This window comes from Paenibacillus humicus NBRC 102415 (assembly GCF_004000905.1).
Taxonomy (GTDB): Bacteria; Bacillota; Bacilli; order Paenibacillales; family Paenibacillaceae; genus Paenibacillus_O; species Paenibacillus_O humicus.
Window position 1 is genome coordinate 1 of sequence record NZ_BIMD01000011.1, and the last position, 14,846, is coordinate 14,846.

General features: G+C 59.1%; 17 protein-coding genes. 4 read left to right on the plus strand and 13 right to left on the minus strand.

The features are described 5' to 3' along the window. The 3 genes from PHU01S_RS26980 to PHU01S_RS09320 form a co-directional block, all read right to left on the minus strand. Window positions 1-292: cupin domain-containing protein (locus PHU01S_RS26980; protein WP_507763345.1), on the minus strand; the 292-nt coding region annotated here is incomplete at its 3' end. A 27-nt stretch (window positions 293-319) separates the two neighbouring features. Beyond that, window positions 320-592, minus strand: a complete 273-nt coding sequence (locus PHU01S_RS26985; protein WP_307721791.1) for a cupin domain-containing protein — start codon at window positions 590-592, stop codon at window positions 320-322. 140 nt (window positions 593-732) lie between these two features. Then, window positions 733-2,433 (minus strand): methyl-accepting chemotaxis protein, encoded by a 1,701-nt coding sequence (locus PHU01S_RS09320; protein WP_049868525.1) that lies wholly within the window; start codon window positions 2,431-2,433, stop codon window positions 733-735. Window positions 2,434-2,627: 194 nt separating this feature from the next. Between PHU01S_RS09320 and PHU01S_RS09325 the strand changes: the two genes are divergently transcribed. Continuing rightward, on the plus strand, window positions 2,628-2,780 hold the full coding sequence (locus PHU01S_RS09325; protein WP_083436193.1) for a DUF1540 domain-containing protein: 153 nt from the start codon (window positions 2,628-2,630) through the stop codon (window positions 2,778-2,780). 194 nt (window positions 2,781-2,974) lie between these two features. Here PHU01S_RS09325 and PHU01S_RS09330 read toward each other — a convergent pair whose 3' ends face one another. From PHU01S_RS09330 to PHU01S_RS09360, 7 genes are all read right to left on the minus strand, one after another. After that, window positions 2,975-4,387: a DEAD/DEAH box helicase gene (locus PHU01S_RS09330; protein WP_127507301.1), complete on the minus strand. Its 1,413-nt coding sequence runs from the start codon at window positions 4,385-4,387 to the stop codon at window positions 2,975-2,977. A gap of 187 nt (window positions 4,388-4,574) precedes the next feature. Beyond that, on the minus strand, window positions 4,575-5,819 hold the full coding sequence (locus PHU01S_RS09335) for an MFS transporter (RefSeq protein WP_246029183.1): 1,245 nt from the start codon (window positions 5,817-5,819) through the stop codon (window positions 4,575-4,577). 12 nt (window positions 5,820-5,831) lie between these two features. Continuing rightward, a complete protein-coding gene (locus PHU01S_RS09340; protein WP_246029184.1) occupies window positions 5,832-6,200 on the minus strand; it encodes a MerR family transcriptional regulator in 369 nt (122 codons plus the stop codon). 256 nt (window positions 6,201-6,456) lie between these two features. Next, window positions 6,457-7,335: a M15 family metallopeptidase gene (locus tag PHU01S_RS09345; RefSeq protein ID WP_127507305.1), complete on the minus strand. Its 879-nt coding sequence runs from the start codon at window positions 7,333-7,335 to the stop codon at window positions 6,457-6,459. Between the two features lie 216 nt (window positions 7,336-7,551). Continuing rightward, window positions 7,552-8,655 carry a sensor histidine kinase gene (locus PHU01S_RS09350; protein WP_048744158.1) on the minus strand — a complete coding sequence of 368 codons (1,104 nt, stop codon included), beginning with the start codon at window positions 8,653-8,655 and terminating at the stop codon, window positions 7,552-7,554. After that, window positions 8,648-9,334 (minus strand): response regulator transcription factor, encoded by a 687-nt coding sequence (locus tag PHU01S_RS09355; RefSeq protein ID WP_048744159.1) that lies wholly within the window; start codon window positions 9,332-9,334, stop codon window positions 8,648-8,650. The genes PHU01S_RS09350 and PHU01S_RS09355 overlap by 8 nt, the downstream gene beginning before the upstream one ends. A 239-nt stretch (window positions 9,335-9,573) precedes the next feature. Continuing rightward, on the minus strand, window positions 9,574-10,500 hold the full coding sequence (locus PHU01S_RS09360) for a phosphotransferase family protein (RefSeq protein WP_246029185.1): 927 nt from the start codon (window positions 10,498-10,500) through the stop codon (window positions 9,574-9,576). Between the two features lie 261 nt (window positions 10,501-10,761). Between PHU01S_RS09360 and PHU01S_RS09365 the strand changes: the two genes are divergently transcribed. The 3 genes from PHU01S_RS09365 to PHU01S_RS09375 are packed head-to-tail and all read left to right on the plus strand — an operon-like array spanning window position 10,762 to window position 12,641. Further along, entirely contained in the window at window positions 10,762-10,950 is a 189-nt protein-coding gene (locus PHU01S_RS09365; RefSeq protein WP_021877681.1) for a PLD nuclease N-terminal domain-containing protein, read from the plus strand. Beyond that, window positions 10,951-11,859 carry an ABC transporter ATP-binding protein gene (locus PHU01S_RS09370; RefSeq protein WP_021877682.1) on the plus strand — a complete coding sequence of 303 codons (909 nt, stop codon included), beginning with the start codon at window positions 10,951-10,953 and terminating at the stop codon, window positions 11,857-11,859. Beyond that, on the plus strand, window positions 11,856-12,641 hold the full coding sequence (locus tag PHU01S_RS09375; RefSeq protein ID WP_127507307.1) for an ABC transporter permease subunit: 786 nt from the start codon (window positions 11,856-11,858) through the stop codon (window positions 12,639-12,641). Before PHU01S_RS09370 ends, PHU01S_RS09375 begins: the two co-directional genes overlap by 4 nt. A 257-nt stretch (window positions 12,642-12,898) precedes the next feature. On the opposite strand, the gene PHU01S_RS09380 is transcribed toward PHU01S_RS09375, so the two are convergent. From PHU01S_RS09380 to PHU01S_RS09390, 3 genes are all read right to left on the minus strand, one after another. Then, window positions 12,899-13,267, minus strand: coding sequence for a hypothetical protein (locus PHU01S_RS09380; protein ID WP_127507309.1), 369 nt, complete (start codon window positions 13,265-13,267; stop codon window positions 12,899-12,901). Window positions 13,268-13,635: 368 nt separating this feature from the next. Continuing rightward, window positions 13,636-14,154, minus strand: coding sequence for a methylated-DNA--[protein]-cysteine S-methyltransferase (locus tag PHU01S_RS09385; protein ID WP_174806349.1), 519 nt, complete (start codon window positions 14,152-14,154; stop codon window positions 13,636-13,638). Further along, complete coding sequence (locus tag PHU01S_RS09390; RefSeq protein ID WP_127507314.1) at window positions 14,147-14,767, minus strand: bifunctional transcriptional activator/DNA repair enzyme AdaA; 621 nt, start codon at window positions 14,765-14,767, stop codon at window positions 14,147-14,149. Before PHU01S_RS09390 ends, PHU01S_RS09385 begins: the two co-directional genes overlap by 8 nt. Window positions 14,768-14,846 lie beyond the last annotated feature (79 nt).

Here is a 14,846-nt window from a genome sequence, read left to right on the forward strand (position 1 = left end):
CGAGCGGCTGAGCGTGGCCAACGCCGTAGCCATGCCCGCCGGGAGCCTCCTGCAGCGCCTGGACCTTGCTGCAGCCCGGAGGCGGTCCAAGAATGAGGGACTGCTGGATCGGCGCCACAGCCTTGGCGTATTCTTCTTCATCTACGCAGTACGCCAGGTTCATGATTTCCTTGGGCGTGAAGCGGAGGAAGTCCGAGCCATAGACGATATCCGGAGTCGGCTGATCGAATATCGTCAGGATATGAGCCTTCTCGGACAGCGTCACGATCCAGTGGAACCAGCCCTTCGGCAAGACGGCGACTTGACCCGGCTTCAGCTTTCAGTTCATCAGCTTCTGAGTGAACGGATCAAATACGGAGGTCATGACTTCGCCGCTGATGACGAAGACCAGCTCCGTCACATTGGTATGCCAATGCGGCTGAATGATGATGCCTTTAGTCAAATGAACGTTGAATAGGCCCGTCCGGATGGCCGGAAGCTGCTCGCCGAACAGCTGCGTAATGTAGTTGTGCGAATCCCGCTTGAAATTCAGCACCTCGTTGGAGTCAGCGCATAAGGTCAAATTCGGGGATTGCAGGATGGAATCGGTCACGTTCATGTTCCTCCACTCTAGGTTGCAGTCTAGTTCACTGTATGCCCAGAACGGCCGATCTGCTCCTCCCTGCCGGCAAGCCCATCGCCTGCATCCTAAAAAAAGAAAAAGCACGGGCAACAAGCCCGCGCTTACTCAAGCTATTCGATCTTGAACCGGTCGACCATCCGCTTCATCTCTTCCGCCATAGCGGAGAGATTGCTGGCCGAAGCATGGATCTCCTCCATCGACGCAAGCTGCTCTTCGGTCGAGGCAGCGGCTTCCTCCGAGCCGGCCGCATGGGACTGGGCGATGCCGGCGATCTGCGAGGCCGCATCGGTGACCTCCTGAATGCTGCCCGTAATCTGCTTCACGACATCCGCCATTTCCTCGATATGCGGAATCATGTTTTCTGTGCCGGACAGAATTCGGGAGAACTTCTCCGAGGTGAGCTCCGATATGCTCAGTCCCTGCTGAGCGCCAGCCACAACCTCGCTCATGATGGCGACGGACGCTTCCGTGTCCTGCTGGATGCCGGCGATCAAGGCCGCGATGTTCTTGGCCGACTGCTGCGACTGCTCCGCAAGCGCCCTTACTTCGCCGGCCACGACCCCGAAGCCTTTGCCGTGCTCGCCGGCGCGGGCGGCTTCGATCGCCGCGTTCAAGGCAAGCAGGTTCGTCTGACGGGCCAGATCCGCAATGACTTTCAGGATGCCGCCGATTTCGCGGGAGCGTCCGGACAGCGAGGCGATCACCTCATTGGATTTTTGGACCGACTCATGAATGAATCTCATCTGGTTCAGGTTGTCCTCCACATACCGGCTGCCGTCCTCCGCCTCTCCGAACGTCTGGCGGGAGAACTGCAGCACGCTCTCGGAGCCCGCCGAGATGAGCCTTGCGCCTCCCAGCACTTCCTGAAGGGCATTCTGATTCTGATCCAGCCGCACCGTCGTCATCTCGGCGCCGCCCGCGATTTCCTGGATCGCGGAGGCGACCGTCTCGGCAGCCTTGCCCGACTGCTGCGCCCCAACCTTGAGCTGCTCGGCGGATGCGGCCAGCTGTCCGGCGCTTCCGGCAATGCCCCCGATCATTTCTTTCAGTCCGACCGTCATCTCATGGAAGGCTTCGTTCAGCTGATAAATTTCGTCCCGGCCGTGGATGACGAGCTTGTCCCCCGTCAGATTTCCCTCTGCGACCTGCTTCACCGATGCAGACAGCCGGATGAGCGGACGGGTAAGAAACCACGACACGAGGCCGCCCAATGCCAGCGCGACCAGAGCGGCCGCCGTGCTGATGACGATGACGGCGACCAAGCCTGCATGCGCCTGGTCTGACGCTTTCTTGACATTGTCGGGAATAACGGTGCCGCCCATCCATTCCGCCATGGAATCGGCCTGGCTCGTAATGGACTCACTGACGGGAAGAATGATCGTGACGCCTTCTTCCGCCGCCTTTTTCTTGTTGCTCAAATAACTGTTCATCACCTTGACGGTCACTTGCTTGAATTGCTGGTTGGCCTCGCCGATCGCTTTCAGCCGTTTTTGGGACTCCTCCAATACCGCAAGCTCAAGCCCTTTTTTGACAGCGGCGTCGATCCGGCTGTTGGCGTCATAAATCTGCGTTTTGTACTTGGCGTCTCCATACAGCATATATGCTCGGAAAGCGCTGATCTGCACCGCGGAATCGGTCTGGATGGATTGGGCGAGAGACCTCAACTCACCGGCCGTATTGACGATGTAGTCATAGGATTTCTTCGTATCCTCCACGTTGTGGACCGTAAAAACGGACGATAGCCCAAATAACAAAGAAACCAAAACAAAGCTGCTGATCAGCTTCATTCTAATGGTGAAATTAACCTTCATGGGGTCTGTGGATCCCTCCGTGTCAAAAGATACGTATGTTATCGACGGAGTGGAGAAAAATATTGAGGAATGGTGAAAAGTGATTGGCAGGCTTTCACTTTGGCGGAATAGAGATCGTCGAGGAAGGACGCGCAATAGCAAGGTATAAGCCCCCCTGCCGTTCGGCCATGCTATCAAGCAGGGAGGTGAATGCAATGGCCAAGGATGTTCTTTGCGAAGTGAACTCCTGCCGGCACTGGGCTGCCGGCAATAAATGCGCGGCTACGTCCATCTATGTCGTCAGCCACAGCAAAACAGCCAGCAATTCCGAAGAGACGGACTGCAAAACGTTCGAACCGAAAATTTGATTCCCACTCGGACAGCCGACCGCCGGCTGTCCGTTCTCATTTCCGGCTCTCCTTTAGCATAACCAACAGTGATAATGATTATCACTGTTGGCTGAAATTATTCCCGCCCAGACCCTTATACGCAAAAAAGCCGCCCGGCCTCCGGCCGGACGGCTGATGCCGCTCAACTTGCTGATGCAGGAACTGCCCGCTGCTTAGCGGCTCTTGTTCGCCGGAGCTGCCGTGCGCTCTCCTGCCGGGCGCTGCCCTCCGCGGCGCTGCCAGCCCTGCTTGGCTCCTTGCCCCGACTGGCCGCCTTGGCCGGCTCCGTGCTTGGCTTGACCGCCGCCGTTGCCCGGGGAAGCTTGCTTTGCCTGAGCACCTTGGTTCCCGCCGCGGCCGCCGCCCTGCCTCGCTTGGCCTCCGCCCTTGGACGGGCCTTGCTTCGCCTGCGCGGCCGGCTTCTCCGACGGCGCCGGAGCCCCCAGCATCGGGTACGGATGGTCCGATACAACCGGAATTTTCTTCTTTGTCACCTTCTCGATATCCTTGAGGTAAGGAAGCTCCTCCACCTCGCAGAACGAAACGGCGATTCCGCTATGTCCGGCCCGTCCTGTACGGCCGATCCGGTGCACGTACGTCTCGGGCATGTTGGGCAGATTGAACTGGATGACATGGGACAGCTCGTCGATATCGATGCCGCGGGCGGCGATATCGGTCGCTACGAGCACCCGCGTCGCTCCTTTCTTGAAGTTGCTCAGAGCAGCCTGGCGCGCGTTCTGGGACTTGTCGCCGTGAATCGCCTGGGCGGATATGCTTTTCTTCGCCAGGCCCTTCGCGACCCGGTCCGCTCCATGCTTCGTGCGGGTGAAGACGAGCACCGAGGAGATCGTCTCGTCCTGCAGCAGATGGGTAAGCAGGGACAGCTTGTTTTCCTTGTCGACCAGGTACACCGACTGCTCGATCCGATCGACTGTCGAGGACACCGGGGTAATTTCGATCTTGACCGGATTCACGAGCAGCGATTCCACGAGACGGGCGATCTCCGGAGGCATCGTGGCGGAGAAGAACAGCGTCTGCCTCTTCGCGGGCAGCCTGGTCATGATCTTCTTCACGTCGTTGATGAAGCCCATGTCGAGCATGCGGTCGGCTTCGTCCAGCACAAGCACTTCGACATGCTGCAGATCGGCATGCTTCTGGTTGATGAGGTCGATCAGACGTCCCGGCGTCGCGATCAGGATATCCGTGCCGCGCTGCAGCTGCTGCTCCTGGGCATACTGGGAGACGCCGCCGACGATGACGACGCTGCGCAGCTCGGTGAAGCGGCTGTAGGCCTTGATGTTTTCTTCAATCTGGATGGCGAGCTCCCGCGTCGGCGTCAGGATGAGCGAGCGGATGACCCGCTTGCCGGCAGGCTTGCCGCCCGGACGTCCGGCGCTCAGCTTCTGGATGATCGGAATGGAGAACGCTGCCGTCTTGCCTGTGCCGGTCTGGGCGCAGCCAAGCACGTCCCGTCCTTCAAGCGCAGCCGGAATCGCCTTCTCCTGGATCGGCGTAGGCTGCGTATAGTTTTCTTTGCTCAGCGCCTTGAGTATGGCCGGCGCGATGTTCAGTTCTTCGAATTTCATATGGTCTCCTATGTTAAACGTCTATTTTCGCGTGTGCTCACGAACCGTTCCCCTCCATCATAACCCATCGGCGAGCGGGAATACAGGAACATTGGCAGAAGCCGCTTCCATTCAGGCGCCGGCGCAGTCCAAAAAAGCAGGCCGCCGGCGGCAGTCTGCTTCTTGGGGCTTGACCAAAAACCGTGTGTCAATGGGCAGCCTCGACCTCATCGACATGCTTCACATGCTTATGATTGGCCAGCATGTACAGCACCGATACAAGCACGAAGGTAGCTCCCACGATGAACGGCACATGGGGATTGAACCATTCCGCCAGCTTGCCCGCGAAATAAGGCGCGATCGCGCCGCCGAGAAACCGCAGGAAGCTGTAGGCCGCGGAAGCTGTCGAGCGCTCGACGGGAGCGGCGTTCATGACGCCGGTCGTAATGAGCGTATTGTTGTTGCCGAGCAGAGCCCCCGCGAAAACAACGCAAGCGATGACAACCCAGTGGATATCGGTCCAGATGCCCATCGCCAGCAGCGTGAGGCCGAACAGCGCCAGCATGACCGCCATCGACTTGACCGTGCCGAACGCCCGCTGGAGCTTGGGCGCCATGAAGACGGAGGTGAAGGCGAGCAGAACGCCCCAGCCGAGGAAGACGTAGCCGATGCCGTGGATGTCCAGCCCCATGACGAAGGGAGCGTAGGCCATCAGGGTGAAGAAGCCGAAGTTGTAAAAGCATGCCGTGAGCCCGAACACGACCAGCGACCGGTGCCGCATCGCCTTGAACGGATCCAGCAGGGAAGCCGACAGCTTCTTCTTGGCGTAAGCCGGCGTCTTCGGCGCTTCCGACTTCGGCATGAGGACCGCCAGCGCGATGAAAGCGAGAACCATCAAGGCCGCGACGCCGAGGAACGGTCCTCTCCAGGAGATCGAGCCGAGCTCGCCGCCGAGGATAGGGCCGACGGAGATGCCGAGGCCGATGGCGGCTTCGTACAGGATGATGGCTTTGGCGACGCCGCTGCGGGAGAGCGATACGATCGCCGTCAGCGCCGTGGCGACGAACAGCGCATTGCCGAGGCCCCAGCCCCCGCGGTACCCGACCAGCTCCCAAATTCCATTGGAAAATCCGCCGAGAGCGGAGAAAATGGCGATGATGACGACGCCGAGCAGCAGCGTCCGCTTCATGCCGAGCCGGGAAGTGATCGTGCCGGTAATCAGCATGGCGACGGCCATGACGGCGTTATAGCTGGTGAACAGCAGGCTGACCTGGCTTGGCGTCGCATTCAGCTTTTCGGAAATGGCCGGCAAGATGGGATCCACCAGACCGATCCCCATGAAGGCGATGATTCCGGCAAAAAAAACGGCCCATACGGCGCGCGGCTGATTCAGAATGCCGCTGCGCGCGGCGGGCAATTCAGGCTTTGCAGCTTGTTGAGCTCTATTGGCCACGAAGGCTCACTCCTATTCGATTTCGTATCTGATCTTGGCTTCCTGGATCTTGCCCTTCAGCTCGATAAATTCCGACCGGATCTTCATGATCCTGGCGATCTTCTGATCCATCATCTTCAGCTGCTTCTCCACGGTCTTCTCCATATCGCCAATGATGGAGCGCTTGCGTTCGGCATCCTCCACCTGCCGGATGCCGTCCCGCAGCTCGCTCAGCTCTTCGCCGATCGAGACATATTCCTGAAGCTCCTGCAGCGAGAAGCCGAGCGAATCGCGAGCGTTGACGATCTTCTTCAGCCTCTCGACATCGGATTCGGTGTAGAGACGGAAGCCTCCCCCGCTGCGTTCCGGAGCCAGCAGCCCGATCTCCTCGTAATAGCGCACCGTCCGCTTCGTCAGGCCGCACAGGTTGGCGACATCTTCAATCTTGTAGATTTTTATCCCTTCCCTCTATATTATTTATAACTAAAATAATTATCTTAAAGATACCACCTTGTAACCTTAACGTCAACGTCAACCTTTCTCGATAAGATGCCTGGAGATCCGGATTTAAGCGGTACTCTTGGGCTTTTGGGCATAGAAAAAAACGGAGCCCCTGTCCCGCAGGCCCCGCTTCTATGGTGCTGGCATTCCCACTTGCTTATCCCGCTCCGTCTATCCGGACCGTAACAATGACCCCGTCCGAATTGTTGCCGGACAGCTCGTACGGCTTTCCCGCCGGAATTTTCACCGTCGTCTTACTCTGGACCGGATAATAGGAAATCCGGTACTTGGCGCCATCCACTTCCGTTTCGATCGCCCCTCGATCCTTCAGCAGGTTCAGATATTCTTCCAGCACGAGTCCTTCCCGATGCATGACCGCGCTATGCGGCAGACCTACGTAACGGAAATGCCAGGGCTCGTAGCGGATGCCGGTCACGTCGGTCTTGTCCTCCGGATACCTCAGGATGAATCCGTACTTCCATGCGTTCTTTTTCAGCCACTTGCCTTCCGGGGCTTTGCTCATCTCGGCGGTGCTGGAGCCGATATCCAGCGACAGGCCCAGATTATGCTCGCTGTGGCCCGGCGGAAGCGCCGAATTGCCGCCAAGCTCGCGATAGAGCTTGTCCTGCTCCTCGTCGCTCCTGTAGCCGCTGCTGATCAGGAAATGGTTGACCCCGTCCTTGTCGGCGTCCTTCACCATCGCAATGAACCGCAGCGCCACGCTCTTGGAGAGCCGGATCTTGTTGTCGAGAAGGCCGTAGCCTTCCAGGAGCTCCTTGTGCTCGTACAGATTCACCACATCGGACTTGGTGTATGTCGACGGAACGGCATGTTCCTTATTGACCAGCACCAAATTCCCTTGCTTGATTTGTGCTTTGCCGACCGAAATGGATTCGGTTGCCGGCGCACGATCCGAGGCCGGATTGTCCGATGCCGTCTGAGAGGGCGCCGCCGGCCCAGGCTGCGTCCGGGGTTCCCTCGCCGCGCAGCCGGCCGCCGCTAGAATAAGCAGTCCTATGATGGCGTATTTTTTCATTCGTCGCTTTCCCTCCGCTCTATTCTTGCCAAGTCTAAGGGAAAGTCATTAAGAAGAATTTCAGACTTTTTTAATTTTTTCTTAAATGGCGGCGATTGGATACCGGGGAAAGAAGGGCAAAGGACAGCAACATTCGGGACGCGGCATCCCTGAACGCCAATCAAGCCTTCTCCGAAAGGTTCCGGGAAGGCTCTTCATGGAGGCTGCGGCCGCTCTTTATCCGGCTTGCCCTTGCAGCGGCAAGCGGACTTCAAATACGGTTCGGATCGCGCTGCTTTCGGCCGCAATCTTCCCCTTGTGCCGGTCGATGATGTTTTTGGCGATGAACAGGCCGAGTCCCGTGCTTCCTTCCTGATGAGTTCGGGCCCGATCGCCTTTATAGAACATTTCGAACAAGCGGGGCAGCTCGTCCTCCGGAATCATATCGCCGTAATTGGCGATGCGGACGACGGCTTCGTCCCCCTCTTTGCCGCACTGGACATCCACGAACTCCCCGTCCCTGCCGTACCGGGCGGCGTTGGCGAGCAAATTCTCGAACACCCGCGCGAGCAGCTCGCCGTCGCCGTTCACGATGAGACCCGGGGCGATGTCCGGCCTGACGCTGAGCCGGTTTTGCTGGAACAGGGGATAGAGCTCTTCGTTCAATTGCGCGAGCAGCTCGCTCAGATCCAGAGCCTCGGTCTCGAGCGGGAGACGGCCGTAGTTCATCCGGGTGACTTCGAACAGGCCGTCGATCAGCTTTTCGAGGCGCCTCGACTTGTTGAACGCGATGGACGTGTAATGCTGCTTCTGCTCCGGGGACAGCCCGCCTTCGCGCAGGATGAGGTCCAGGTAGCCCAGCACGGAAGTAAGCGGCGTGCGCAGGTCATGGGCCAGATTCAGGACGAGCTGGTCCTTGCTGCTCTCCGCGAAATCGCCCCGTTCGACCGCGCGCTGCAGGTTGGCGCTGGCCGCATTGATATCCCTCGCGATGCTCTCGAACTCGTCGCGGGAAGCGATGTCGACGCGCCCGCTGAAATCCCCGGATGCAAGGCGTCCGATCCCGTCCGATATTTCGCGGAAGTACGCGGCATAGGGCTTGGTCAGGAAGAAGAAGAAGAGCACCGCAAGCGGGACGAACAGGATCAGGAAGAAGTTCAGATCCCCGAAGCTGCGGATCGCATGGCGGAGCCGCTCAAGCGGCTCCCCGTATCTCACATGATTGCTGTAATAATACTGCAGCCCCTTGAACACGGCGTACGTCGCCAAGCCGGACAGCAGCATGCTGAGCGCCAGCAGCGCGATCATTCGGGCTCTGAAGCTTCTCAGCCACTTATCCATTGAACTTGTATCCCACTCCCCAGATCGTCTTGATCCACTTGTCCTTGTCTTCGCCAAGCTTCTTGCGCAGCGTGCGGATATGGACCATCACCGTATTGCCGCTCTCGAAGTATTCCTCTTCCCACACATGGCGGAAAATGTTCTCGGCTGCGAACACCTTGCCGGGATGGCTTGCGAGCAGATGGAGGATGTCGAATTCCTTGGGCGTCAGCTCCACGCTCTGCCCGTACACGGCAACTGTGCGCCGCATGGAGTCGATCGCCATTCCGCCAAGCTCCAGCACCGAATGCTCCTCCTTCGGCCGGCTCAGCTGCAGCGACCGCCGGAGCTGCGCATTGACCCGCGCCAGAAGCTCAAGGGGGTTGAACGGCTTGGTCATATAATCGTCCGCCCCCATGACCAGACCGGATATTTTATCGAAGTCCGACGTTTTGGCGCTCAGAATGATGATCGGAATATGATTCTCCACCCGGGTCTGCCGAGTCACCTCGTAACCGTCGAGACCCGGCATCATAATGTCGAGAATGGCCAGGTCGACCGGCTGCGACTGAATCGTCCGCAGCGCCTCGGCACCATCCGCCGCCTTGATGACGTTGTATCCTTCCTTCTCCAGATGCAGAGCGACCAGATCGGCAATCTCCGCCTCGTCATCCGCGACCAGAACCGTTATAGGCTTCACCCGCTGTCACCCCTCCCTGATTCCTGCCTTCAAGGCATCTCTTTCCTTCAGTTCTACCAGAGTCGGCTCCAAAAGACCAATCGTTGGGGGCAGACAACAGTCAAAACAGGAAAAAGACCGCCTGTAAAGGCGGCCTGCTGACATCCTAACCGGACAACATGGAGTCTCCGCCTGTTAGAGAGCATGGCCGACTGCGGCCATGTTTTTTTGGCGACTGCGAGCCGTCGGCTGCGGACGGCTCAGCCCGGATACCACAAAGGCTTGCACCGGCTGAAGCCCTCGTGATCGTCGATGACCTTGCCTATCCGCTTCAGCATGTCCGCCGTCTCTGCCGGCCTTACCCGGACGATCCAAGGAACGGAAGAAAGGCAGACCAGGCCGATATAGAACGCATACAGCTGCCAGAAGCCGTCATCCGGCTCCCCGTCATGATAGCCGCGAATCTGGCCGGCCGTGAACGGCACGCTCGTCTCGGCGCTGAAGAAGCCGGCCTTGGCGAATTCCTGAACGGAATCTCCCCAGCCGTACCGGTTGAAGTCGATGATTCCGGCCAAAGCCCCATCGTGGACAATCAGGTTCCCGACGTGATAGTCATGATGCTGGAATACGCTTGGCCTGCCTTCGGTCAGCCCGATATGTTCCTGCAGAAATTTCAGCAGTTCATCGCCTCGGTCCAGCTTGATGCCGCAGGCCTCATATTCCTGCATGTATTTCCGGTACCGCGCCAAAATCCGATCCTGCCAAGGCTCCACGTCTGCCGGGACGCCGGCCCGGTGGATCTTGCGCAGCTCCCGTCCCGCGTGAAGCCCGATCGACTCCTGCTTCCCGACCGGCAGACGAGGCAGCGCCTCCGACGCCTCTTCCCCCTCGATGTAGGTGACGAGCATGTAGCCCAGTCCTTGATCCGGCAAGCTGCCGGCCTGCACAGGCCTGGAGCACAGAACGTCCAGCTCCTTCATCTCCTCCAGAATTCCGTATTCCCTGGCCTTCGTCCCGGCCTGCTCGATCCCGTAAGCACGGAGGACGTAACGAGGCTTTCCCTCGCTGTCGGAAACCAAATATTTGGCATCGTCCGAGTAGCCCTTGAGAATCGGTTCGATTTCTCCGCAGCCGCTCAATAGAGGAATCCATCGCCGCCATGCTCGCGGATGGTCCATCGGCTTCATTTGCATCCCGTCCTTTCGGCTCTAGTTCACGTCTTCCCCCTCTATTTCGAGGCTTTCTTGCCTGCTTCCTCCCGGTTCCCGGCAAGCCGTTCCGCTATTCCTCCATATCGAATTGAACGAATCGCCGCCCGGCGGCGTCACATCCCTTTGATAGGCCAAAAGGAAGAGGCGCGCAACAGGCCGCCTTTCATCCGGCTGCCGGTTCGCTGCATAGCCGAGACTTATCCATCACGTCATTCAATTAAACGGGAGGTAGCAACCATGTCCGATACCCTGAAGCTCGTTTTGCCGCTCGCCATCCTGCAGCTCATTCTCGTCGCCGCCGCTCTTGTCGATCTCTCCAAGGTCCGCCGGACCAACGGTCCCAAGTGGATGTGGGCAATCCTCATCCTGTTCTCCAGTCTCCTCGGCACCGTCGCTTATTTTCTCTTCGGAAGGAGGTCGGACTGAATGCCGGATCTTGAAATCTCCCGGCTGTCCAAATCGTTCGGCAGCAAGGAGGCTGTCCGAGACCTTTCATTCACCGTCGGGGAAGGCCGCTGCGCGGGTCTGCTCGGACCGAACGGCGCCGGCAAAACGACGACTCTTCTCATGCTCGCCGGCCTGCTTGCGCCATCCGGAGGCAGCATCAGCTTCAACGGCAAAAGCGGAGGCGATATCCGGGAGATCATCGGCTATCTGCCCCAGTATCCGGCTTATCCGAACTGGATGAGCGGCCGGGAGTTCCTGAGCTTCACGGGCCGCCTGGCCCGTCTGGACAGACGGGATGCGGCGGATCGAAGCTCTGCCATCCTGGAGCGGGTAGGCCTGACGGACGCCGCGGACCGACGCATCGGAGGGTATTCCGGCGGCATGAAGCAGCGCCTGGGCATCGCCCAGGCCATCATTCACCGTCCGAAGCTGCTGCTCCTCGACGAGCCGGTATCGGCGCTGGATCCGCTCGGACGCCGCGAGGTGCTGGAGCTGCTGCTGGAGCTGAAAAAAGAGACGACCATCCTGTTCTCGACCCATGTCCTTCACGATGCGGAGGCGGTCTGCGACGACATCCTCATCATCCGGGACGGGCGCATCGCGCTGGGCGGCGAGCTTCGCCAAGTAATGCGGGAGCATACGGAGCCGGTTCTGACGGTCCGGTTCACGGAGCCTCGCGCGGAGTGGACCGAAGCTCTGGCGGAGCTTCCTTGCGTCCGGCACGCAGACAGCCGCTCCTTCGGCGTGGTGCTGGCCTTGAAAGGAAATCCGGAAGCGGCGAAGACGGCCGTCCTGAAAAAAATCGTGGACAGAGCAATATCGATATCGAGCTTGGAGTTCGGCCAGTCGACACTGGAGGATCTATTTGTAAAGGCGGTGCGGCCATGAGCCAGTGGATGGTGCTATACCGCAAGGAGATGCTTGGCATGACACGCAGCTACAAATGGCTGTGGATTCCGGTCGTCTTCATTCTGCTCGGCGTCATGAACCCGGTCACGACCGCCTATATGCCGCAGCTGCTGGAGGCGAACGGCATCGCCAAGGAGGTCGCCGCGGCCATGCCCGTTCCTGCCGCCGCCGACATCATGCTGAAGACGCTGTCCCAGTACAACACGCTCGGGCTGCTGATTCTCGCCCTGTCGTTCATGGGCATCGTCTCCGGCGAGCGACAGAGCGGCGCGGCGGTCATGATTCATGTGAAGCCCGTATCCCATCTGTCGCTGGCGACGGCCAAATGGGCCAGCATGGCTTCCCTTGCGCTGACCGCCTTCGGAATCGGTTATCTCGCCACCTGGTACTATACCGATATCCTTATCGGCAGCGTCCCGCCGCATCTCATCGGGCAAAGCCTGCTCCTGTACGCCCTATGGCTGCTGTTCGCCTTGTCCGCGGTCCTCATGTTCAGCAGCGCGATGGACTCGCAGGCCGGAGCCGCCTTCCTCGCGCTGCTGGCGCTGGCCGCGCTCTCGCTGCTGCCCAGCTTGCTTGGGCGCTTCATGAAATGGAGCCCCGGCAGGCTGACCGGCGAAGCGGGCACGCTGCTGTCAACCGGGAGCATGGCTTCAGGCGCCTGGCTGCCGATTGCGGCGGCGCTGCTTTTGACGGCCGCCCTGATTTTCTGTTCCTCGCTGTTCTCGAAGCGGAAGGCCGGGAACACGGGGACAAAATGAGCAAAGCGGACGCCTGTTTCGAAAATGAGAATGTCAGAGACGATGGCAGCACGAATGAAAAACACGCATCGGCCAAGCGCCGTCTGCGTGTTTTTTCGGTTTGCTTTCAAAAAAACGGGTCGTACGTTTGATCCTTTTTCCATCAATTGAAGAACTCGGGAGAAGAAACCGAAAACCAGCCTTCCTTCCCGGCTTTTTCCAGAATGGATTCCTTATCTTCGGAATCAAAGGAGTCCAGGTCCGCAATCTGCCGAGGCTCAACCTGCTTCAGATAATAGCTGCTTTGATCGGTCCGTTAGAAGGATGTAATCGACACTTTCTGTCGACGTTTTGGTCGGGTACTGGAATTGAAGACCATAGATCTTAGAGATAGATTCGGCAGGCGGCAACGCTCTGGATTCGCCGGATCGAATCCACTTCCCGGCTGCAGCCAATTTGTCCGGATCGCTCTGAACAAGAATCAATTCGGGCTGCGCTTTTGCGGAATCGCTGCGGTAGAGAGACATATTGATCAAGCTCAGTTTCCCTCCCGGCGCGCTGTTCGCAGGCTTCCCCTCGCCCGATCCCGCCGAACAAGCCGTCAACACAATCACGAGAACAACCCAAAACGCCGAATGTCTACCCATTCAATCTCATCCCCTGCCGGCTTATTTGTTCTCCTTCACGGCGATTGCGAGTGCCGCTCCTATCCCGACTCCAATGGCAATCCTGCCCCGATATTGTCCATCGCCTGGCCGAGCTAAGCCCCGATGGCGATGCCGACCGCAATTCAGAGGCCGATGGAGCCTCCATTTTTCTTCTTGGGCCCGGTTTTTTCCGGATCAACAGGTTCGTGCGCCATTTGTTCCGCTCCCCTTCGCGTCGTAGAGGCTAGCACGGATTGAAGCCTGAGCCAGTTCCGCGAAAAAGAGCGGACGAGGAGGCTCTCATGCCGATTGGCCCTTATGTCGGGAGGCACAGCAGCGGCGTCCTGCCTCATCGAGATCGTTCAAAGTCATTGAAGGGATTCTTTTTTGCATACATGCCCGGACTCCGCGGAATCATTCGCCTTTTCGTGGCGGAGCAGCCATTCCTTTCTCCAAAGCCCGCCCGCATAACCGGTCAAGGCGCCGCTGGAGCCGATAATCCGGTGGCAGGGGACGACGATGCTCAGCCTGTTCTTCCCGTTGGCGCTGCCGACGGCCCGGATCGCCTTTTCGTTGCCGATCGCAACGGCGATGTCCTTGTAGGAGACGGTGTGCGCGTAAGGCACATCGGTCAAGGCTTGCCATACGTTCTTCTGGAAGTCGGTTCCCTGAGCGGCGCATGGGAACGTGAAGCGCCGGCGCTCGCCGCGGAAATATTCCTCCATTTGCAGCCGGCAGTCCATCAAGGCCCGCGGAGTGTCGGGCCGGATCGGCTCCGGGACCTGATCTTCATCCGAGAACAGGATGGACTGGACGCCTTCGTCCGTGCCGACGATTATAAGCACCCCGATCGGGGTGTCCAGGTCGACTCGATGCGGCTTATTCACGGACAACGACCTCCTTGGGGGGATGGGCCGGATCGGTTCCGCAGGCGGCGGCATCTCCGGAAGCGGCCGAGCGGCGGCGGTATTGGCTCGGCGTGCAAGCCGTCAGGCGCCGGAACGCCTTGTAGAAATGGGACGGGCTTCGGAACCCGGACTCGTAGCAGATGTCCAGGCTGCCCCGGTCTGTCGTGCGCAGGAGGCGGGCCGCTTTGTCCACCCTTATTTTCTCCAGAAACGACCGCGGCGTCTCCGACGTCTCCTGCTTGAACAGCCGCTCCAGATGGTACGGGCTTACACCGGCAAATGCAGAAATGTCCCGCAGCGACAGAGCCTGCTTGTGCTCCCGGAGCAGAAAGGCCGATACGCTCCGGATCAGGGCGGCATGGGGAGTCCGTTCCGCTTCGGGCCGGCATCGCTTGCAGGCACGGAATCCGGCTGCCTGAGCTTCCTCCCTATGCGCGTAAAAGCGGACATTTTCCTTCTTCGGCTTTCTGGAGCGGCAGGACGGACGGCAGTAGATTTTCGTCGTTTTCATGGCGGTGTAGAACAGGCCGTCATATGTTTTATCGCAGGCAATGATTTTTTCCCACATTTCCTCGAAACCCATGGTCTCCATCGCGCGCCTCCTTTCCTTGCCGGTTTCTTCCGGATTGTTTCTCTCCTCCGGATCGGCATCCTGCAGCCGGCTGGAGGAG

What these genes read in the sequence shown, in the direction of transcription:
- PHU01S_RS09370 (WP_021877682.1), top strand. Translation starts at nt 10,951, where the DNA reads ATGCCGGATCTTGAAATCTCCCGGCTGTCCAAATCGTTCGGCAGCAAG.
- PHU01S_RS09375 (WP_127507307.1), top strand. Translation starts at nt 11,856, where the DNA reads ATGAGCCAGTGGATGGTGCTATACCGCAAGGAGATGCTTGGCATGACA.
- PHU01S_RS09345 (WP_127507305.1), bottom strand. Translation starts at nt 7,335, where the DNA reads ATGAAAAAATACGCCATCATAGGACTGCTTATTCTAGCGGCGGCCGGC.
- PHU01S_RS09390 (WP_127507314.1), bottom strand. Translation starts at nt 14,767, where the DNA reads ATGGAGACCATGGGTTTCGAGGAAATGTGGGAAAAAATCATTGCCTGC.
- PHU01S_RS09380 (WP_127507309.1), bottom strand. Translation starts at nt 13,267, where the DNA reads ATGGGTAGACATTCGGCGTTTTGGGTTGTTCTCGTGATTGTGTTGACG.
- PHU01S_RS09330 (WP_127507301.1), bottom strand. Translation starts at nt 4,387, where the DNA reads ATGAAATTCGAAGAACTGAACATCGCGCCGGCCATACTCAAGGCGCTG.
- PHU01S_RS09320 (WP_049868525.1), bottom strand. Translation starts at nt 2,433, where the DNA reads ATGAAGGTTAATTTCACCATTAGAATGAAGCTGATCAGCAGCTTTGTT.
- PHU01S_RS09365 (WP_021877681.1), top strand. Translation starts at nt 10,762, where the DNA reads ATGTCCGATACCCTGAAGCTCGTTTTGCCGCTCGCCATCCTGCAGCTC.
- PHU01S_RS09325 (WP_083436193.1), top strand. Translation starts at nt 2,628, where the DNA reads ATGGCCAAGGATGTTCTTTGCGAAGTGAACTCCTGCCGGCACTGGGCT.
- PHU01S_RS09350 (WP_048744158.1), bottom strand. Translation starts at nt 8,655, where the DNA reads ATGGATAAGTGGCTGAGAAGCTTCAGAGCCCGAATGATCGCGCTGCTG.
- PHU01S_RS09360 (WP_246029185.1), bottom strand. Translation starts at nt 10,500, where the DNA reads ATGAAGCCGATGGACCATCCGCGAGCATGGCGGCGATGGATTCCTCTA.